The 19,830-nt window shown below is 44.6% G+C and carries 20 protein-coding genes and 1 tRNA gene; 11 read left to right on the plus strand and 10 right to left on the minus strand.

All coding sequences use genetic code 11. The features are described from left to right. Positions 1-2 precede the first annotated feature (2 nt). The 9 genes from BM243_RS07210 (at position 3) to BM243_RS07250 (ending at position 8,917) form a co-directional block, all read left to right on the plus strand. Entirely contained in the window at positions 3-1,022 is a 1,020-nt protein-coding gene (locus tag BM243_RS07210) for a 3-oxoacyl-ACP synthase (protein WP_074911709.1), read from the plus strand. Beyond that, positions 1,023-1,898, plus strand: a complete 876-nt coding sequence (locus BM243_RS07215) for a branched-chain amino acid ABC transporter permease (RefSeq protein WP_031574840.1) — start codon at positions 1,023-1,025, stop codon at positions 1,896-1,898. A 10-nt stretch (positions 1,899-1,908) separates the two neighbouring features. Beyond that, on the plus strand, positions 1,909-2,934 hold the full coding sequence (locus BM243_RS07220; RefSeq protein ID WP_074911763.1) for a branched-chain amino acid ABC transporter permease: 1,026 nt from the start codon (positions 1,909-1,911) through the stop codon (positions 2,932-2,934). Next, the gene (locus tag BM243_RS07225) at positions 2,927-3,718 is read left to right on the plus strand and encodes an ABC transporter ATP-binding protein (protein WP_207646173.1); all 792 of its coding nucleotides are present in this window, start codon (positions 2,927-2,929) and stop codon (positions 3,716-3,718) included. Before BM243_RS07220 ends, BM243_RS07225 begins: the two co-directional genes overlap by 8 nt. 1 nt (position 3,719) lies before the next feature. Next, a complete protein-coding gene (locus tag BM243_RS07230) occupies positions 3,720-4,445 on the plus strand; it encodes an ABC transporter ATP-binding protein (RefSeq protein ID WP_074911710.1) in 726 nt (241 codons plus the stop codon). Between the two features lie 142 nt (positions 4,446-4,587). Then, positions 4,588-5,859: an ABC transporter substrate-binding protein gene (locus BM243_RS07235; protein ID WP_074911711.1), complete on the plus strand. Its 1,272-nt coding sequence runs from the start codon at positions 4,588-4,590 to the stop codon at positions 5,857-5,859. A gap of 184 nt (positions 5,860-6,043) precedes the next feature. Beyond that, the gene (locus BM243_RS07240) at positions 6,044-7,357 is read left to right on the plus strand and encodes an acetyl-CoA hydrolase/transferase family protein (RefSeq protein ID WP_074911712.1); all 1,314 of its coding nucleotides are present in this window, start codon (positions 6,044-6,046) and stop codon (positions 7,355-7,357) included. A gap of 8 nt (positions 7,358-7,365) precedes the next feature. Further along, entirely contained in the window at positions 7,366-8,184 is an 819-nt protein-coding gene (locus tag BM243_RS07245) for an alpha/beta fold hydrolase (protein WP_074911713.1), read from the plus strand. 115 nt (positions 8,185-8,299) lie between these two features. Next, positions 8,300-8,917, plus strand: a complete 618-nt coding sequence (locus BM243_RS07250; RefSeq protein WP_031574823.1) for a TetR/AcrR family transcriptional regulator — start codon at positions 8,300-8,302, stop codon at positions 8,915-8,917. Between the two features lie 58 nt (positions 8,918-8,975). Here the strand turns inward: BM243_RS07250 and BM243_RS07255 are convergent, their stop codons facing one another. From BM243_RS07255 to BM243_RS07295, 9 genes are all read right to left on the minus strand, one after another. Further along, positions 8,976-9,647, minus strand: coding sequence for a TraX family protein (locus BM243_RS07255; protein ID WP_242943524.1), 672 nt, complete (start codon positions 9,645-9,647; stop codon positions 8,976-8,978). Between the two features lie 131 nt (positions 9,648-9,778). After that, positions 9,779-10,555 carry a DUF1295 domain-containing protein gene (locus BM243_RS07260; RefSeq protein ID WP_074911715.1) on the minus strand — a complete coding sequence of 259 codons (777 nt, stop codon included), beginning with the start codon at positions 10,553-10,555 and terminating at the stop codon, positions 9,779-9,781. Further along, on the minus strand, positions 10,552-12,351 hold the full coding sequence (locus BM243_RS07265) for a DAK2 domain-containing protein (RefSeq protein WP_074911716.1): 1,800 nt from the start codon (positions 12,349-12,351) through the stop codon (positions 10,552-10,554). Before BM243_RS07265 ends, BM243_RS07260 begins: the two co-directional genes overlap by 4 nt. Positions 12,352-12,371: 20 nt before the next feature. Further along, positions 12,372-12,776: a DUF2177 family protein gene (locus BM243_RS07270; RefSeq protein WP_074911717.1), complete on the minus strand. Its 405-nt coding sequence runs from the start codon at positions 12,774-12,776 to the stop codon at positions 12,372-12,374. Between the two features lie 93 nt (positions 12,777-12,869). Next, a complete protein-coding gene (locus tag BM243_RS07275) occupies positions 12,870-13,538 on the minus strand; it encodes a hypothetical protein (protein WP_074911718.1) in 669 nt (222 codons plus the stop codon). Continuing rightward, positions 13,531-14,910: a deoxyribodipyrimidine photo-lyase gene (locus BM243_RS07280; protein ID WP_074911719.1), complete on the minus strand. Its 1,380-nt coding sequence runs from the start codon at positions 14,908-14,910 to the stop codon at positions 13,531-13,533. Before BM243_RS07280 ends, BM243_RS07275 begins: the two co-directional genes overlap by 8 nt. 26 nt (positions 14,911-14,936) lie before the next feature. Further along, a complete protein-coding gene (locus BM243_RS07285) occupies positions 14,937-15,620 on the minus strand; it encodes an ABC transporter ATP-binding protein (protein ID WP_074911720.1) in 684 nt (227 codons plus the stop codon). Next, positions 15,613-16,773, minus strand: a complete 1,161-nt coding sequence (locus BM243_RS07290; protein ID WP_074911721.1) for an ABC transporter permease — start codon at positions 16,771-16,773, stop codon at positions 15,613-15,615. The genes BM243_RS07285 and BM243_RS07290 overlap by 8 nt, the downstream gene beginning before the upstream one ends. Beyond that, the gene (locus BM243_RS07295) at positions 16,770-17,420 is read right to left on the minus strand and encodes a cobalamin B12-binding domain-containing protein (protein ID WP_074911722.1); all 651 of its coding nucleotides are present in this window, start codon (positions 17,418-17,420) and stop codon (positions 16,770-16,772) included. Before BM243_RS07295 ends, BM243_RS07290 begins: the two co-directional genes overlap by 4 nt. A gap of 179 nt (positions 17,421-17,599) precedes the next feature. Between BM243_RS07295 and BM243_RS07300 the strand changes: the two genes are divergently transcribed. Further along, the gene (locus tag BM243_RS07300) at positions 17,600-18,514 is read left to right on the plus strand and encodes a helix-turn-helix domain-containing protein (protein ID WP_177213479.1); all 915 of its coding nucleotides are present in this window, start codon (positions 17,600-17,602) and stop codon (positions 18,512-18,514) included. 143 nt (positions 18,515-18,657) lie between these two features. Then, positions 18,658-19,482: a zinc transporter ZupT gene (zupT, locus tag BM243_RS07305; protein ID WP_074911724.1), complete on the plus strand. Its 825-nt coding sequence runs from the start codon at positions 18,658-18,660 to the stop codon at positions 19,480-19,482. A 125-nt stretch (positions 19,483-19,607) separates the two neighbouring features. Here the strand turns inward: zupT and BM243_RS07310 are convergent. After that, positions 19,608-19,683: transfer RNA gene (locus BM243_RS07310), tRNA-Pro, on the minus strand. Positions 19,684-19,830 lie beyond the last annotated feature (147 nt).

Below are 19,830 nucleotides of genomic sequence, written 5' to 3' on the forward strand. Positions count from 1 at the left end.
GCATGACGAATGTAGGAATTGTAGGAACTGGGATCTATATTCCAGAATCCTTTATGACAGGGAAGGAAATCTCTGAGAAAACCATGGGTGTCTGGTCTGAAGAGGCTGTGGTGGACAAACTTGGCATCAGAAAGAAACCGATCCCTGGAGCACAGGACGGTACACAGGAAATGGGTGCGCTGGCAGCGCTGGATGCACTGAAAAATACTGGCACCGATCCTCTGGATATTGATGTGATTCTCTGCGTAGGAGAAGAATGGAAAGAGTATCCATTGACGACATCAGCGCTGTATATCCAGGACAGAATCGGCGCAGTGAATGCCTGGGGCATAGATCTTGCCAACAGATGCTGCACCACTGTGTCTACCATGAAGATTGCAAAGGATATGCTCATGAACGATGACTCCATCAACACCATCCTCATTGCAGGCGGATACAGAAATGGAGACTTTGTAGATTACAGCGACAAAAACATGTCTATGATGTTCAATCTGGGAGCAGGTGGCGGAGCCATCATCCTCAAGAAAAATTATGGCAAGAATCTTCTTCTGGGGTCCCACATCATTGCAGATGGATCTTTAGCCCGAACTGCCGGAGTGGAGATTGGAGGCACTTGCAATCCGATCACTCCAGAAAACAGAGACGAGGCCTATAAGAGTCTTCGGCTTATGGACGCCAAGAAAATGAAAGACAGACTGAATGAGGTGTCAATGCCCAACTGGTACAAATGCATCGACGAATCATTAAGAAAATCAGATCTTGAAAGAAAGGATATTGACTATCTGGCAATTCTTCATATGAAGAGATCCGGCCACGTGGCCATGCTGAATGAACTGGGGCTTACGGAAGACCAGTCCATCTATCTGGAAGATTATGGACATATCGGACAGGTGGATCAGATTTTGTCTCTGCACCTGGCTCTCCAGGAAGGAAAGGTTCAGGACGGAAGCGTTGTAAGCATGGTTGCGGCAGGGATCGGCTATGTGTGGGCTGCCAATGTCATTAAATGGGGTGAAAGCTAATTGAGTACTTTCATACAAATTATTCTTAGAAGTTTGGAAACAGGAAGCATCTATGCACTTGCTGCGTTAGGTATCATCATCATCTACAGAACCTCCTATACCACGAACTTTGCACAGGGAGCTGTGGCCATGTTCAATACCTTTGTGGTGACCTTCCTTTTCAATAAGTTCGGACTGCCGTTATGGCTGGCGGTCATCGGTGGAATCTTAAGTGCTATTCTCATGGGATTCCTCATCGATGTGCTGATTTTAAGACATACGAAAAATGTGTCTCCGGTGGCAAAGCAGATTATAACGTTAGGCCTCATCATGATTGTCCTTGGACTTGCACCCATCTTCTTTGGGGTGGATCCGCTAAGACTGCCAAGACTCATTGAATCAGGAGATCTATCCTTCCTTGGAGCATCCATCTCCTATAACGGATTGTTCAACATTGCCTTAGGCCTGGCCATCATGCTTCTGATGTTTTATATCCTGCAGAAGACAAAATGGGGACTTGCCATCAGAACCACAGCTTCCAATGAATATGTGGCAAGGCTCATGGGGGTTCCTACAAAGAACGTTACCATGGCTGCCTGGGGAGTTGCGGGAGTTCTGGGTGTCATAGCTGGTGTCATGACCGCGCCGATGACCTCAGTTACACTGAATCTCATGGATGAAGTGCAGATCACAGCCCTAGTTGCCTGTGTTCTTGGCGGATTCCAGACTTTCCACGGACCTGTTATAGGTGCGTATATCATGGGTATCGTAAGAAACCTCTTGCTGTTTTATGTGTCCTCTGTTTGGGGCGGACAGATTCTCTATATTCTGATCCTGGTGTTCATTGTCTTCAGACCATATGGACTCATCGGGAAGAAGATTGTGAAGAAGGTGTAGGATGAAGAGTATGACGAAAGAGAAAAACATTTTAAAGAAATATCCGATTCTAGGCCTGATTCTATTTGGTGCTGTCCTGGCCCTGGTTCCACCTCTGGCGGAAGCAGGAGTCCTGAAGAATGGATACATCACCACCATCGGTGGGACACTCATTTATGCCATTGCAGCTCTTGGGCTCAATATCCTTCTGGGATGGTCCGGACTGATCTCTCTAGGTACTGCTGGATTTATGGGACTGGCTTCCTATATCTCTGCTTACCTGACCATAGATCTGGAACTCCCTTTTGAAGCGGCGTTTATCCTGGCGGTGCTGATTCCTACACTTCTCGGAATACTGGTAGGACTGGTATCTCTGAAGATTGAAGGACTGTACTTAGCCATCGCAACCCTGGCTGTTTCAGAGGTTCTCAGAAAGACCTTTGAAGAGCTGGTGCCATTCACTGGCGGATTCAGTGGTAAGTCAGCAAATTACCCAACTCTCTTAGGATTCATACCTGGATTTGATGGATTTGAGTTGGATCGAACTACGACGTATTACTTCATTGTTATAGTCCTGGTTATCGTGATGATCCTTACTTATAACATGATGAACGGAAAGCTTGGACGTGCTTTGAATGCCATGAGAGGTTCTGAAGCAGCAGCTCAGGCCATGGGTGTGAATCTTCTTACCCACAGACTCATCGCATTCGCACTGGCTACTGTATTTGCGAGTATTGCAGGAGTGCTCTATGTGCACTTCATCAAATTCTCCTATCCAAGCACCTGGATTTTGAAGCTTTCCTTGGACTTCCTGGCCATCATTATCATAGGCGGTTTAAGGTCTATCTACGGAACAGTACTTGGCGCATTCATCGTCTTTGCTGTACCAGACCTCTTCCTGAAGCAGATTCCTTATTTTGAGAATCTGTCCTACGTACTGAATGGCCTTCTGATCATCGTGGTCATCATCTTCTATCCGAACGGACTGGTAGGGATTGGTTATGACATCAAGAAGCTCTTCGGAAAACTGAAAAAAGGAGGAAAGAAAGATGAGTAAAATGGAGAACCGTGTACTGAATGTCGAGGGACTTTCCATTGCCTTTGGCGGACTGAAAGCTGTTGACAATCTTTCTTTCGATATCAAAGAAAAAGAAATCTTTGGGCTGATTGGACCTAATGGAGCAGGAAAGACCACAGTGTTCAACTGCATCACACAGTTCTATAAGCCGAATACAGGAGAAATCCTGTTTAAAGGGCACGGCGATCAGGTCACAGAACTGACGACAAAGCCTGTACATGAAATCATTAAGCTGGGACTGGTCAGAACCTTCCAGAATGTAGAGCTCATCAGAGAGCTCAGCATCATCGACAATGTGCTCATCGGAGGTCATATCGACTTCAAGGCGAATACATTCTCCCAGGCGCTGAGACTGCCAAAGGCGAGAAAAGAAGAGAAGCAGTACAGGGAAGAGGCTGAAAAAATCCTTGAGAACTTAGGTATTCTCGACAGAAAGGACATGCTCGTCGGAGGTCAGCCATACGGAATCCTGAAGAAGGTCGAGATGGCGAGAACTCTTATGGCAAGGCCTAAACTCATCATTCTCGATGAACCTGCTGCAGGACTTAATGACAGCGAAACCCTGGAACTTGCTAAACTGATCAAGAAGATCAGAGATGAATTCAACTGTGCCATCCTTCTGGTGGAACATGATATGAGACTTGTGATGGATATCTGTGACCGCATTTGCGCCATCAACTTCGGAAAACTCCTGACCATTGGCACCCCTAAGGAGATACAGCAAAATCCTGCTGTCCAGTCAGCATATTTAGGAGTGGAGTAGTATGAGTGATAAGAAAATAGCATTACAGATCAAAAATCTCAAAGTGAGCTATGGTGCCATTCAAGCACTGAAAGGCATTGACCTTACGGTATATGAGGGAGATGTAGTGGCGATTCTCGGAGCCAATGGAGCAGGGAAGACCACGACTCTCAAGAAAATATCCGGAATCATCGAAAGTGAAGGTGGATCCATAGAGCTCTATGGGCAGGACATCACGAAGATGGAGCCTGAAAAGATCGCAAGACTTGGTATTTCCATGTCGCCTGAGGGAAGAGCGGTATTTAGAGATCTTACTGTTGAAGAAAACCTGAAAGCTGGTGCTTTTACTGTAAAGGACAAAGCAACCATCCAGAGGAATTTTGACAGAGTATACAGATACTTCCCAGTGCTGAAGGAAAGAAAGAGCCAAGTATCCTCCACTTTATCCGGAGGAGAACAGCAGATGCTGGCCATCGGCAGAGCTCTTATGAGCAGTCCGAAAGTGCTTCTTCTGGATGAACCTTCCCTAGGTCTTGCACCCCTTATTGTGCAGGACATCATGAAAATCGTGAAGGAGATCAAAGAAGAGGGAACCACTGTCATCATCGTGGAGCAGAATGCTGCACAGACACTGAAAATTGCAGATTACGGGTATGTCATTGAGCTGGGCCTTGTGAACACTCATGGGAAAGCCAGCGATCTTGCCAATGATCCTAAACTTGTGGAAGCCTATCTGGGCAAACACTAATCTTTATATTTAAGGTACTTCTGTACTTAAATAAAACAACATACAACATACCAGACCCTAAACAACACAACATACCAACCTAAGTTACCATTATTAAGTTTAAAACAATGAATCATCATTGTAATTTAAGGAGGAACACTACATGAAAAAAATCGTTGCTATGCTGGCATCCCTAGCAATAGTTGCATCTTTTGCAGCTTGTGGCGCAAAGGAAGAGACCCCAGAAACCCCAGGAACTGAGACTCCAGGAACTGAGACTCCAGGAACTGAGACTCCAGAAGAGGAAGAAGCCGCACAGGGTGTATTCGATGATAGAATCATCGTTGGTAACTCTGCTGCCACATCCGGTAACTATGCTCCTGTTGGTGTACCATTCAACGCAGGTATCGAAGCTTACTTCAAGATGATCAATGAAGAAGGCGGAGTAGATGGAAGAAAGATCGAGTTCAAGCACATCGACGATGAATTTGATCCAGTGAAGGGTAAGGCTGCTCTTTCCACACTGGTAGAAGATGATAAGATCTTTGCTCTTGTTGGACACTTCGGAACACCAGTAGTTGGTGCTACCATCGAAGACGTAAAGGAATACGGAATTCCTGCAGTTTATTTTGCAACAGGTATCGGTCAGCTTTACAATGACAAGGCTGAAGGCAAAGACAGAGGTATTTTCCCAGTACAGCCAATCTACCAGACTGAAGGTCAGATCATGGTAGCTAGAGCAGTAGGTGACTTCGAAGCGAAGAAGATTGGTGTGATCTACACCAACGACGACGCTGGTAAGGATCTATTTGCTGGTGTTGAAGCAAAGGCTAAGGAACTGAACATTGAAGTTGTTGCTGAGCAGGTAGCTGCGGGTGCAACAGACGTTTCCTCCGCAGTGACTTCCATCAAGAACGCTAATGTGGACTTCGTCATCGGTGCTGCTATTCAGGCAACCATTCCTACCATTGTAAAGGAACTGGCTGCTCAGAACGTAAACAAAGACGTTATCACAACCTACGTGAATGTATCCCCAGTCATCTCTGAAGCTGTCATCAACGAAATCAACGGCAAGTTTGATGTATACGGACTTGGTTGGGTTGACCTGGTTGAAAATGCAGACAGCCTGGCAGCATTTGCTGAATGGGCTCCAGACTACGCCACAAACGTATATGCCATGACTGGATGGATCGCTGGACACTTCTTCGTCGAAGGTCTCAAGAGAGTAGAAGGAACTGTTACATGGGACAAGTATATGGATGCACTGGAAAGCGCTCCAATCAAGAACCCATTTGGTGGAGAAATCAACTATGCAGACGGTCTGAGAGCAGGTACACAGGAAATGAACTTGTCCAAGGTTGGTCTGGTAGAAAATGCACCAGGCTGGGTACCAGTAGACGGACTTCAGTCCATGGATTCCCTTCTAGGAAAATAGAGTAAAGTCACACAGACGATATGATTTCCTATACGATGCAAACATTTTAAAATCCCCTATCATCAAAGTTAAAAATATCCTATTCTAGTAATAGGAAACCTGTATCAAAGGGAATACATAGTGGTCTTAAAGGGCAGGTGAAGACCTGCCCTTTTTTAAAAAATAAATCAGGAGGCGCCTAATTATGTCCTATAAAGAAAAAGTCATCAGCCTGGAACAGGCACTTGCTATGATCCAATCTGATATGAATGTAGTCACCGGTCTTGGTGCGGGAGAAGCGCAGCTTATTATGAACAGCATCCACACCATCGCAGACAGAGTGAAGAATGTCACCATCACCAACTGTCTTTCCATGGCCAGTGGGGAATTTCTGAAAGAAGAATATGTGGATGCATTCAACATCGACGGATGGTTCTTCTCTCCACCTCTACGTAGAGCATTCAAAAATGGAAATGTATCTTTTATTCCAAATCATCTTCATCTGGCGGGATGGAAGAGACTGGACCATGTGAAGCCTGATATTTTTGTCGGTACCGCTTCCATGCCCGATGAGCATGGATTCATCTCTCTATCCACTTCCAACACCTATGAGTCCCAGATGATTGAGAATGCAGGCATTGTGATTCTGGAGATCAACCCCAATTATCCAAGAACCTTTGGAGATGTGGAGATTCATTATACAGATATCGATTATTTCATTGAAGCGGATTATAAAGTGCCTTCACTGCCAGATACAATACCCAATGAGAAAGATCTGAAAATCGGTGCTTATATTGCAGATCTCATCCACGATGGTGATACGCTGCAGCTGGGCATCGGCGGTATCCCCAACGCTGTGGCATCTGCCCTGAAGGGAAAGAAAGATCTTGGAATCCATACGGAGATGATGACTTCTGGGATGGTGGATCTTATTGAATGTGGTGCGGTGACAGGGAAGAAGAAGACCCTTCATAAAGGCAAGCATGTGGCAACCTTTGCCCTGGGCAATCAGAAGCTGTACGACTTCATCAACAACAATCCTTCTGTCATGATCCTCAACGGAAAGTATGTCAATGATCCTGCCGTCATTGGACTCAATGACAACATGGTTTCCATCAACACCGCCTTGGAAGTGGATCTCACCGGCCAAGTGTGCTCGGAGTCCATTGGACATATCCAGTTTTCTGGTACAGGTGGACAGTCGGACACTGCCGTAGGGGCTCAGAATGCCAAGAATGGCCGAAGCTTCATTGCCCTTTATTCCACAGCCATGGTGAAAAATCCAGTAACTGGTGAAAGAGAAGAGAAGTCCAAGATCGTGCCATTCCTGAAGCCAGGAGCCATTGTGACCCTTTCCAGAAACGATGTGGATATGGTCGTCACAGAATATGGCATCGCTCATCTGCGTGGTACCAATGTCCGCGAAAGAATCGAAAGACTCATTGCCATTGCACACCCTGATTTCAGAGACGAAATCCTCAAGGAAGCACATGAGCTGGGCCTGATTTTTGATAAGTAGGTGAAAAAATGGCATATTTTGAATTTCAGGGGAAAAACGTATATTATGAAACCCATGGTGAAGGAAAACCCCTGATTCTCCTTAATGGCATCATGATGTCCACAAAAAGCTGGGGCATCTTCAAAGAAGCCTTCAGCGCAAACAACAGATTGATCCTTTTGGATTTTCTGGATCAGGGACAGTCCGATAAAGTAGTAGAAGAGTACACCCAGGATCTTCAAGTGGAAGTGCTTCATGCACTCATAAAAGAGCTGAACTATGAAAGAGTGAACCTCTTAGGAATCTCCTATGGCGGGGAAGTTGCTTTAAGGTTCATCACAAAATATGAGTCATTGGTAGACAGACTTGTGCTGTTCAACACTTCCCACAGAACCAGCCCTTGGCTGAAGGACATCGGAGATGCGTGGAACTTAAGCAGAGACAATGCACTGGATTACTATCTCACAACCATTCCTGTCATTTATTCCCCTGAATTCTACAACCGGAACAGGGAATGGATGGAGAACCGGAAAAAGCTTCTTACGGCGACAGTCTTCAGTGACAAGAATTTCATGGACTCCATGGTGCGCCTGACAAGAAGCGCAGAGACCCACGATGTGACGGAAGATCTGAAAGATGTCAGAACCAGAACACTCATTGTGAGCAGCGAGAATGACTTCATCACACCGAAAGAGGAACAGGAAGCCCTTCACAAGCTTCTTGTGAACTCTGATTATGTGATGCTGCCAAAGACAGGGCACGGATCCATGTATGAAAGACCAGCACTTTTTACCGCACTGACTCTAGGTTATATCAATGCTTCCGATTTAGAAATGACAGTACTATAATCTTTTGAGAATGATAGTGTTTCATAATTGTTCCTGTTGTGATAAAATCGAAATGATATAATTTGAAGAGACCAGTCAAAGAGCCGAAGAGTAAGACTGGCAGTTAGGAGATACATTGGAAGAGTTTGTAAATTTACCAAAAACCAAAAGAGGACAGAAGACTTTAGATAATATCGTCCGTGCGGCGGAGGAGCTGTTTTTTGAGAAGGGCTATCATGCAACTTCCATCATCGATATTACCAACGAAGCCAATATTGCTCTGGGCACCTTCTATATTTATTTTAAGGACAAGTACAGTCTGTATAAATTTCTGCTTTTAAGTTACAGCCATGATATCAGAAAAGCCATTGCTTTGGATATCAAGCCAAGCCATACCAGATTCGAAGCGGAAAAAATAGGTCTGAAGGCGTTTTTGGTGTATATCAGAGACCATAAACATGTCTACAATATCATCTGGGAGTCACTCTATATCGATAAGACACTGTTTATTGAGTACTATGAGGACTTCGCGGGACGATATGCCACAGGTCTTGTGAAAGCCCAGGAAAAAGGAGAAGTTGTGGATGTGGACACTACAATCCTCAGCTATTTCCTCATGGGGGTTTCAAACTTCATTGGGCTGAAGTATGTCATGTTCGATGAAGACAAGGATGACAATCTGGATGAAGTAGTAGAAAAAGTCATGGATATCCTGGAAGCAGGCATGTTCCTCAATAAGAAATCCAAGAATTAGAAATAAGGAGAAGGATTTATTAATAGAATGGATCCTTCTCCTTTTCTTTATAGAGATTTCAGTTCATAGAAATTTGTATCAGGTAAAGAATCATAAGATGTACAGGATAAGCCGCATAGAATCCGTATTGGACCAGTCTGCTTCTTAGGCCTGGTTTACCATTATAGAGCATGATTGGAATCACAGCGAAAATGGCGTACATCTGAATAGAACCTGAGAGGAAAGAGGTTGCAGTACCGATTGCCAGCAGTATATAGAGCTCTTTCAGACCATGAGGCATGCTCCTTGCAAAGTAGAAAATGAGAATATAGAGAATGCCGAGAATGGTGTAGTCGGTGTTGAGAAGTGACGCCAAAGCTGCGGCCCCAACAAAGCCCGCTATAGAAACCAGAGGATTTTTATGACGGAAATTTTCTGATATCCAAATTCCCGAAAGCCCAAGAAACAGAGTAAAGAATATATTCTGATGGCTGCCATTCAGACCGCCGAAGAACGCATAATCAAAGGGGAGCTCTGAGATCAGGGCGAAAATGAAAAGCCTTGCTGCATACTTTTCTCTGCTCTTTGTGTGAAAGAAGCCCTCCACCAGAAGAAAACAGTATATGGGAAATGCAAGACGGCCGATGATCCGATAGAGGTCTTGTCCACTAAAGAATATAGCGCCTGTATGGTCAATGATCATGGTGATCAGGGCAATCAGTTTCAAATGCATGGAATTTAGCAGTTTCATCATTCCACCTCCACTTCTTATTATAGAGGTTTCTTACGCCTACTGAAATAGAATCTTTGTGATGAATGCAATCTAACAGAAAGCAAATAATAAAACAGCCATAGGTTTCTAGCCTATGGCTGTCGTTAGCTTTAGGACACTTTTTTTGGGGGCAAAGGGAAGAACTTGCTGGTTCTTCTGGCATAGGCTTTAAAGTCTTCTCTGTCTTTATATTTCTTTTCCAGAAGTGGAACTCCAGAAACAAAGAGGAGAAGAAGGGTCATGAGGACGGGGCTGAAGACAAAGGGGAGATCTTTCAGACCTGAGTAGGAAATCAGGTAGAAACCGAACCACATGGCGGATTCCCCAAAATAATTCGGGTGTCTGGTCAGAGACCAGAGCCCGGTGGTCATGAGTTTGCCTTTATTCCCAGGATCTTTTTTGAAGTTTTTCAGCTGAGCATCCCCCACGGCCTCGAAGAAAAATCCGATGGCGAAGAGGGCAATCCCTACATAGTTCAAAAGACTCAGAGAAGAGACATCAGAGCTGTTTCCTCTGATAAGAGGAAGACCTACCAGGTAGGAAAGGACTCCCTGAAGAAGGAATACATTGGCGTAGGCCTTCAGCCTTGGCAGTTTGGTTCCCCATCTTTTTCTCATGTTTACATAGCGGTAATCCTCAGGCTTGTTCCAGTTTCGGAGGGTGATGTAATAAAAGAGCCGAAGGGACCAAAGGGCCACGACTGCGGTTAAGAGATTCTGACGAAGTCCTGGATTTTCTGCGGTGATCAGGGTAAAAAGTGCAATCAAAAGAAATGAAGGACCCCAGAAACTGTCTACGATGGCGTTGTTCTCCAGGTACTGTGCAAGAATAAAGAGTAAAGTAAAAAATACCAACAGCATCAATGCTGTGCCTACATATGGATTCATAGAAGATCTCCTTTCTCGCGCATGTATGATAAAGCTACAGAACCTACACCGGCACTCATGCCTACAATGGTAGATATGTTCATGATGTATAGGGGTTCAAATCCCAAATACTCCTGACATTTGGCCTTCATGGCCAAAGCCCGCTTTTCGTCGTTGGCGTGGACAATACTGTAGCGTGTGATTGCGCTTTCTTTATGATCATTTTTCATAATGTCTATGATTTTCTGTGTGTTTGCTTTTTCACTGAAAGCCTTGGCGGCGATGGAACCTTTTCCTTCCGCGTCCAGAGACACCACAGGTTTAAGATTCATCATCTTTCCGGCAAATCCTGTGACTTTACTGAGTCTGCCGGATCGCACCATATACTTCAAGGTGTTGACGCTGACGAGGATTTTTGTTTGATCCCGTAAAGCTTCGATGGTCTCGACGATCTTTTCAAAGGGCTTTCCTTCTTTGATCAGTTCTGAAGCTTTCATCACAAGAAGACCCTCGGCGGCGGAGTTCTGCTTGGAATCCACCACATAGATTTTCTTGCCTTCTTTTTTCAGTTTTTCGGCCGCCTTTTCAAAAACATTGTGGGTGCCGCTCTGAACTTTTGCCACTGTAATCACAAGGATTTCGTCATAATGTGCGGCGATACTGCCTAAAAAGGCTTCCACAGTCTTTGGATTGGGCTGAGCTGATTTTGGATATTCAGTGGCTCCATCCAGCAGAGGATAGAACACATCTGGTGTCATGGTGACTTTGTCCAGATAAGTTGTCCCTTCAAACACAAGGTTCAGGGGCAGCATATGAACCTGCTCCTCATCCAGATAGGAAAGAGGAAGATCCGCGATGGAGTCGGTGACCAGTGCGATGGGATATTTTCTCTTATAGGCCGCTTCATTCTGACGGATCATATCATCGGCTTTCTGCTGCAGTATGGTCCCTTTTGTTTTCAGTTTTTGGAAGAAATCCACTGGAGAATTGGTGTGAATGTGGATCTTCACTTTATTGGGATTCCCTGCAACGATGAGAGAATCTCCAAGAAAAGAGAGCTCTTCCCGAAGTGCATCCAAGTCAAGATTTTCACCAGAGATCAGCGCTTCCGTGCAGTATCTTTCGTGGATCTCGTCATGGTCATGACCAGGATACTCTGTGAAATCTATGGTCTCCTGAGAAAGATTCTGATCGGATTTGAAGAGTCCTGTACTTAAGAAAGAGGCAAACCCTTCGAGAAAGTACACAAATCCCTTGGCTCCTGAATCCACGACCTTTGCGTCTTCTAATACCTTCAGTTTCTCCGGTGTATGTTTTAGAGAAGTCATGGCATCGTTGACGGAAGAAGAAAGGAGCTCATGAAAGTCTTTTGCATGGTCTTTGTACCGGTGAATGGCCGAAGCCCAATCCTTGATCACCGTAATGATGGTGCCTTCCACGGGATTCGCAATGGCATGATAAGCATGAGGAACGGCACCGTTGACCATTTCTGAGAATCCGGACATGGTGATGGATTCTTCTTTGGGAAGGCTCATGAAAATCCCGTTGATGTACTGAGCCATGATGATACCAGAGTTTCCACGGGCACCGGTAAGGGCTGCATCCGCGATGGAGTTCATGGTGTCTTTCACAGTGGGTTTCATCTGGGCTTCCTGAAGAATAGAATGCATCGTGTGGGCGAGGTTGCTTCCTGTGTCTCCATCAGAGACGGGAAACACATTGATTTCATTTAGGATTCTTTTGTTCCGGATGACTTCCTGAGCCCCGGAGAGAAAAGAATAGTAAAGTTTTTCGCTGTCCAGATACTGAATACTCATAAAGATTTCTCCTTTGACTGTTACATTTTTAAAAGGCTGGTGGCTACAAAGTAGGTGATGCCTGAGGTTGCAGCGTTTAGGAAGGTACCCCAGACAAGATCGATGATGGTGATGTTCAGTGGCCAGTCTCTTAAGGTGGCTAGATTGGTAAGATCATAAGTGCCGTAGGTGATGAGTCCAAAGAAGGCACCAACGGTGATGGCGTACATGAGATCTCCTTTTTCGATGGCAGGCATAATGACAAAGAAAACAAGTCCTGCAATGAAGAGAAAATAAAAGACCAGTGCTGCGGCCCAGTTGACATTTGGTGCCATGAGATGACCAAGATACTCTTTATAGAGCTTTTTGGAAATGACACCCAGCCAGACGATGTCCACTAGAAAGAAAATGACTAAGGTCAGGGCATAGACTTTTAAAAACTGCATGATGATACCTCCTGTCTATTGTTACTATTATTGTACTTGATTCATGGGCGCTAAGGTTGAACAATCTATTATATTTTCAAGCTTGGACTGATTTTACGAGCTTTTTTTCTCATAGAGGACCGGAGATGTGCCAAAGAAAATATGCTTTTTTATGGCTTCTTCTTCCAGAAGATGAAGTTCATGGACCAAGGTTTCTTCAAAGACACCATCTTTAGGATCGTTGATCTCAGGAAGAGGGTGTTGGGTCTTCTTCAGCTGATTGGTGTAGTTTTTCCAAAGACTTCCACGGATTTTCTCCGGAGTGGAAGGATATTGGAGAAGGGACAGGATCTTCAGACGGTACCTTTCCAGAGTCTCGACTCCGGCGTCAGACTGAAGAGCGGCAATGTCACGTCCCAGCTGCCTTGCGTCTACATTCTTAAGCTCCTGACAAAGAAACTTCAGGATGTACCAGCTTTCAAAAAGGCTCTGACGGTGGGGCAGTGGAACACTTTTCATCCACTGGTAAGCAAGGAGCCTTCTTTTAAGGTCCCAAAGCTTCAGTGGATCCTCCAGCACAGTAAATGGTGAAAAATAGACATCTTTGAAGTTCTGAGGGGCACCCAGAACAAAGGGGGGCAGTGCTTTATCACTTTTCTTCAGGACAAGAATCGAGATGCCCTCTAATCCTTCCGAAGAAAGTTTCGTTTTATGAAGTTCATAATCACGCTCTGTGATACCGAGAAGCGCTTTTTCATGAACGATGACATTGATTTTATCCATTCGAATCCTCTCCCTGTTTCAGCGCATCCACATTTTTCACATACGTACCGATACTGAATTTCCTCTCAAGGCCTTTGTCGTTCATATACCGCACCTTTCCAAAGATCTCACGCTCTTTCCATGCACGGTCGTGTTTTCCAAAGCACCAGGCGATTCCTGCATAGCCATTGGGGTCCCGGCCATCCAGACTGTATCTGTTGTTGAGATATACAAGAATGTCATAGGCTTCTTCTGGAGATGCGGTCCATTCGATTACTTTTTTCCCCCAGTACATCCTCATATAGCCATGCATTTTTCCTTTTAACACCAGTTCACTTTGAGCTGCATTCCAGTAAGGATCGTGGGTTTTAGACTCTTCCAGCTCCTTCTTTGTGTAAAGATAAGACCGAGGATCATTCTTGTGGATGAGAAGCGTGTCCCTTGCAAAGGAAGAGATGGACCCGAAGGTGTCATATTGGGGATTATGCTCCACAAAATTCATGGCGAGCTCCCTCCTTACAATGAGTTCATCCACCATAGAGGCTCTGTTTTCTGAAAGATCCAGAGGTAGTGAAAGATAGATCTCCAGGGGAGAAATCTGACCGAAGTGAAGGTAGGGAGAAAGGTTCGATGCGACATCGACAGCAGGATCATTTCTTAAAGAAGCAAAATTAGAATATTTTTCCTCCAGGAATTTCTTGAGATGCTTCTTAGCTTCAGAGTATCCACCCCGAAAATAGTGAGAGACAGGCAAAACTCCCCGGTCCAGATCCAGATCATGCAGGATTTCGGCTAGATTCTCAAAGAGCATTTCCTCTACGGGCAATGCATCCGAATACATGGGAACCTCATAAGGCCCAAGCTCCATGGGATGTGTGAACTCTGGAAGCAGGCGCTCGATTTTTCTTCGAATGGTTGCAGCGGCATACTCTTCTTTCTGGGAAACTGTATCCACAGGTACCACCACATTGGTCTCCACTTGAATGAAAGGACAAGAAACCTTCTCTTTGATCCGGTTTCTAAAGTCCCGCTCAATCCGAAGATATCCTCTGTCTGTCACAAGAACTGCAGCGTTCTCAGAAAGCTTCCGTGCACCTATCTCAGGAGAGTTATGGACCACCACAAAGCGGATCCCTTTTTTGGACAGTGCACTTTTCACTTCCAGAAGTCCTTCCACCATGAACTGATAGTGGCGAAGGGCTGCATCGGGAAAATGGTCCATGAGGCCAAAGTAAACCACCAGTGGAAGAGAAAGACGCTCTGATTCCAAGAGAGCATACTGGAAGGCGTGGTTGTAATGTAGCCTCTGTGATGCCTGCATCCAGTACAGCACATAGTCACCTTCTGATTCTTTGATGTGATTGAGGTGTTTTATCCGCTCCTTTTCTATCATGAACATTCTTCCTTTCCTTTTTTGTGTTAGACGTCCATACCAATGCGTCCGTCTTTGATTTCGATGATACGGTCTGCTTTTTCTGCAATTCTTCGATCATGGGTGATGATCACAAAGGTAGTGTTAAATTTCTTGTTGATGTCTCTTAACAGATTATAGATGGTTTCCGTGGTGTCAGAATCAAGATTTCCTGTGGGCTCATCTGCAAGAATGATCTTGGGATTGTTCATGAGGGCCCTTGCAATGGCTGTTCTCTGCTGCTGCCCACCTGACATGTTGGTGGCCAGGTTGTTCTTTACTTTTTCAAGGCCTACAAGGTTCATCAGTTCGTTGGCTCGGTCTTCCGCTTCCTTTGTCACTTTCCCATGCAGGATCTTATAGGGCATCAGCACATTTTCAAAAGCAGTGAATTCCGGGAGCAGGTAGTGGAACTGGAAAATGAATCCCATGGTCTCATTTCGAAGAACCGCCAGCTCTTCCTTGTTCATCTGGTCTGTCCTTTTTCCACCGATGTACACTTCTCCATTGGAGGGTTTATCCAGTGTACCGACAATATTCAGCAAGGTGCTTTTTCCAGAACCGGATTGTCCGATGATGGAGTTGAAAGTCCCTTCTCTGATCTCAAGGCTCACATCATGGAGCACCTGGGTCTTCACTGCAGCGCCGTATATTTTGTTGATATTTCTTAGTTCAATCACATTATTAAGCATTTCTGATCACCTCAATTGGACTTAATTTACTGGAAGTTCTTGCAGGGATAAGGGCGGCGATGACAGAGGCTGCCACAGCGATCACTGCTGAGAATGTAATGAAGATGGGGTCGATAAACAGTGGAACTACAGGGGTTCCATCAGGATTCAGAGCAAACTTCGTGAAGGTGAAGGCCAGAAGAAGACCCAGAGCTACACCCAGTATTGCGCCAAGTACCCCCAGAAGGAGACCCTGGAAGAGAAAAATGAGACTGGAGTCTTTATCTTTAATACCCATGGCTTTCAGGATACCGATCTGCTTGGATTTCTGCACCACAGTGATGGCCAGGATACTTGCAATACCAAGAAGCACAGAGATCATGACGAAGACTTGGATCATAATGCTGGATACACTTTGGCCGTTGAGACCGCTTAAAAGCTCTTCATTCTGAGCTTTCCAGTTATCTACTACTAAGGTCTCGGAGGTTTCTCTCTCGTTGATGGAATCAGCTACCGTATCTGCTAGAAAGACATCTTTCAGCTGCATGTTGATGCTGGTGACCTGATCGTCATAGGAGAAGATATTCTGAGCCGTTTCAAGATTTGTAATGGTCCAGGACTTGTTTAAGGAAGCGACCCCTAAGTTGAAGAATCCGGTGACGGTAACGGTGGCTGTATCGCCAAAGTTTGCCAGAAGCTCAATCTCATCTCCGATGGAGATGCCGGCCTCTTCTTTAAGATCCACACCGATGAGCACTTCGCCTTCATTTTCAGGGAGAGTACCATCCACAAGGCTTTCTTTGATGTTGAAGATTTTGTCCGCATCTTCAATGTTGAAACCTCGAAGCAGGATGCTGTAGGTCTCGTCATCTTTTGAAATCAGTGCGGGACCGTCTGCAGCCACGGAGAGATTGATGACTTCTTCCTCATTCTCAGAAATTCTTTCGACGATTTCATCATAATCTGCGATGAGTTTTTCTTCATTATTCGAGGTTAAGGTGATTTGAGGCTGGTTGCCGATGGTGGTATCCACCAGAGATTTCTGAAGACCCTGGATCAGGGATCCGATGAAAATCTGAACGGAAACACCAATGGCGATGCCAAGGGCAATAAGTATGGTCTGTCCTTTACTGGATTTTAAAAATCGGGTTGCGATTTGAAATGCTAGTTTCATTTTATGTCCCCTCCAGAGATGGAAATAATATCATGGAATGTTGTCATATAATAGTCTGCACCAAGGCTTTCTCTCTTCTCGCCAAGTTTTGAGATGGCGTAGCCTCCTGCGATGATTTTGGTCTCTTTACTTGCTTCCCGGATCTTTGCGATGGTGTTTCTTGCAGAAACCAGGTGATAGGGATTGGTGATGCTTAAAGCGATGTAGTCCAGTTTTTGGGATTTCAGTCCAGCCACAAAGACTTCCTTCGGAGTGTTGCTGCCCACAAAGACTGCGTTGTAGCCAAGCATGGTGAAGTAGTCTGTGATCATTCTTGCACCCAGTTCGTGATGTTCGTCCTGAGGACAAACCACAGCTACCGTTTTATGACTGGTGACACCGTATTTTTCTTCCCGTTCTTTCATTACATAGGGGAAGCAGTTTTCTACAATGGTGCGGATGATGGAGGTTCTGACATGTTCTTTCCAAATATCCTGCTCTTCGTTTCCTGTACTCTTCATTGTATTTAAGGAGGGAGCAAGGATCTCTTCATAAACTTCCATAAGACTGAAGGTTCCCTGCTTTAGAAGGGTTAGGATATAGTGCAGGGCTTCATTTCTGTTCTCTTGTTCCAGTAGATGGGTAAATTCTTCTAAATGCTGATTCATAACACACCTCTTGTTCAATTAGTTATTTCTTACAACAATAATATACCACGTAATGAAATATTGCAAACAATTGAATTGAATAACTTGCAGTCTATCACAAAACGTGATTTAATGTAATTAAATAAGAAAGAATGCAATAATTAACACGTATTGTGTGTTGGAACAAACAGAAAGGAGGGTTGGTACACAAGGGTTTCGGTGTACCAGAAAGCATGAGCAAAGAGTTTTCATCTCGTATTAAAGATCTAAGAAAAAAGTACGGCATGACCCAGAAGGATGCCGCAGCTGCTTTGGGCATCGGACAGACCACCATCGCGAACTACGAGAATGGCACAAGAGTTCCGGATCTCAGTAAGGTATCGGAAATTGCCGACCTTTATAAAGTATCGGTGGATTATCTTCTAGGCAGGGATGACCAGCTGGTAAAAAAAGAAGTGGAAAGCAAAGGAGCCGAGGATACAAAAGATTATCCCTATGAGCTTTATATGAAAAGTCTCATGGAAGGGGATAAGAAGATGGTCCGGAAGATTCTTCTCCATCTGCTGAAAAAAGGCGTCCCATCCAAAGTTATCTATCATGACTACATTGAGCGTTCTCTAAAAGAAACAGGAGAACTCTGGGAGAAAGGTGAAATGCCCATCTGGAAAGAGCATTTTATAGCAGAGATCTCATTGGAGAATATGGCACTGGTGAAAAGAAGAAAGTTTCAGGAAGGAGATGGAGAAAGACCGATCCTTCTTCTGACACCAGGAGCGGAGCAGCATCATATCGGTCTGAAAATGGTAGGAGATCTTCTCGAGTCCAATGGACACAATGTCATGTATCTTGGTAATATGATTCCTACGGACAATATCGTCCAGGCCATCAAGGACAAAAAGCCTTATGCCATCATTCTTTCCGTCACCATGCCCTATCATATTGATTCGGCAAAGCTCCTGATCGATGTCATTAAACAGAAGTTTGGGACCAAGACTCCCACCATTATTATTGGCGGAAGAGCTTTTCTCAATATTGGGAATGTGGCTACAGAAACGGGAGCAGATTTATACTGCCAGACCGTGGAAGAAGTGGAGAAGAATCTGAAGAGGATATAAGGCTAAAGCTTCTATAATAAAGGTTTAAAAGGCAGACTCCTTCCATCAGCGAAGGAATCTGCCTTTTTACATCATTTGACTATAAATGGAGAGCTACTTTTGGTACACTAGATGAAAAGTATCTAAATAATGAGGTGATCTATGTGGAATATGACGTAAGCAGTATACTGTTTGCTTTTATGCTCACAGTATTTGCAGGTCTAGCAACGGGTGTAGGAAGCCTTATGGCCTTTTATACGAAACAGACCAACAAAAAATTCTTGTCCGCGGCTCTTGGTTTTTCTGCAGGAGTCATGATTTATGTCTCTATGATTGAGATTTTCGTAAAAGCAAAAGATTCTCTGCAGGCTGTTCACGGATCTGAGAAAGGGTATCTTTATACTACCTTGGCATTTTTTGGAGGGATCTTTATCATCGCCCTCATCGACAAACTGGTGCCAAAGGCCGAGAATCCTCACGAAATGAGAGATATTGAAGATCTCGAAGAGGCAAAGAAAGCCAGAGAAAACCATAGTCTTATGAGAATGGGGATGTTTTCGGCTCTGGCCATAGCCATCCATAATTTTCCGGAAGGGCTCGCCACTTTTATTGGTGCCCTGGAAGACCCGGCCATGGGAATCAGTATTGCCGTGGCCATTGCCATCCATAACATCCCAGAAGGGATTGCAGTATCTGTGCCCATTTATCATGCCACTGGCAGCAGAAGAAGGGCATTCAAGTACTCTTTTCTGTCAGGGCTTTCTGAGCCTGTAGGTGCCATCATCGGTTATTTTCTGCTGAGGAATTATCTTTCGGAATCCATGTTTGGTATTGTCTTTGCCATTGTGGCAGGGATCATGGTCTATATCTCTCTTGATGAGCTGCTGCCCACAGCTGAGAAATATGGGGAACACCATATTGCCATTTATGGCCTTATCTCTGGCATGATGGTCATGGCAGCAAGCCTTGTGATGTTTGGAGGCGCTTAGATTTTTAAAGAAAGAACCGGATTTCTTCATTTCAAAATGAAGGCGTCTGGTTCTTTTTTATTCAATGAATCTAATGAAACGCAAGAAAAAAGAGCTTTCTCCCAATATTATGGAAAAAGCTCTTATGGTCGGAGTGACAAGACTTGAACTTGCGACCTCTAGACCCCCAGTCTAGCACGCTACCATCTGCGCTACACCCCGATGAACATTACTAATTATAGCCTAAGGGATAAAAACATTCAAGGGATTGTGAAGGAATCTCCACGAGAATTTTGAAGAAAGGTTGCCATCCTACGCGCTTTGTCATATGATTATATTTGAATATGATAATATGAAGGAGGCGAAAGA

The sequence above is a fragment of the Proteiniclasticum ruminis genome (assembly GCF_900115135.1).
In the GTDB taxonomy this organism is placed as follows: domain Bacteria; phylum Bacillota; class Clostridia; order Clostridiales; family Clostridiaceae; genus Proteiniclasticum; species Proteiniclasticum ruminis_A.

Bases quoted from the DNA above. Each gene is read 5' to 3' on its own strand.
- BM243_RS07210 (WP_074911709.1), top strand. From the start codon at position 3: ATGACGAATGTAGGAATTGTAGGAACTGGGATCTATATTCCAGAATCC.
- BM243_RS07220 (WP_074911763.1), top strand. From the start codon at position 1,909: ATGACGAAAGAGAAAAACATTTTAAAGAAATATCCGATTCTAGGCCTG.
- BM243_RS07225 (WP_207646173.1), top strand. From the start codon at position 2,927: ATGAGTAAAATGGAGAACCGTGTACTGAATGTCGAGGGACTTTCCATT.
- BM243_RS07230 (WP_074911710.1), top strand. From the start codon at position 3,720: ATGAGTGATAAGAAAATAGCATTACAGATCAAAAATCTCAAAGTGAGC.
- BM243_RS07235 (WP_074911711.1), top strand. From the start codon at position 4,588: ATGAAAAAAATCGTTGCTATGCTGGCATCCCTAGCAATAGTTGCATCT.
- BM243_RS07240 (WP_074911712.1), top strand. From the start codon at position 6,044: ATGTCCTATAAAGAAAAAGTCATCAGCCTGGAACAGGCACTTGCTATG.
- BM243_RS07245 (WP_074911713.1), top strand. From the start codon at position 7,366: ATGGCATATTTTGAATTTCAGGGGAAAAACGTATATTATGAAACCCAT.
- BM243_RS07255 (WP_242943524.1), bottom strand. From the start codon at position 9,647: ATGAAACTGCTAAATTCCATGCATTTGAAACTGATTGCCCTGATCACC.
- BM243_RS07260 (WP_074911715.1), bottom strand. From the start codon at position 10,555: ATGAATCCATATGTAGGCACAGCATTGATGCTGTTGGTATTTTTTACT.
- BM243_RS07265 (WP_074911716.1), bottom strand. From the start codon at position 12,351: ATGAGTATTCAGTATCTGGACAGCGAAAAACTTTACTATTCTTTTCTC.
- BM243_RS07270 (WP_074911717.1), bottom strand. From the start codon at position 12,776: ATGCAGTTTTTAAAAGTCTATGCCCTGACCTTAGTCATTTTCTTTCTA.
- BM243_RS07275 (WP_074911718.1), bottom strand. From the start codon at position 13,538: ATGGATAAAATCAATGTCATCGTTCATGAAAAAGCGCTTCTCGGTATC.
- BM243_RS07280 (WP_074911719.1), bottom strand. From the start codon at position 14,910: ATGATAGAAAAGGAGCGGATAAAACACCTCAATCACATCAAAGAATCA.
- BM243_RS07285 (WP_074911720.1), bottom strand. From the start codon at position 15,620: ATGCTTAATAATGTGATTGAACTAAGAAATATCAACAAAATATACGGC.
- BM243_RS07290 (WP_074911721.1), bottom strand. From the start codon at position 16,773: ATGAAACTAGCATTTCAAATCGCAACCCGATTTTTAAAATCCAGTAAA.
- BM243_RS07295 (WP_074911722.1), bottom strand. From the start codon at position 17,420: ATGAATCAGCATTTAGAAGAATTTACCCATCTACTGGAACAAGAGAAC.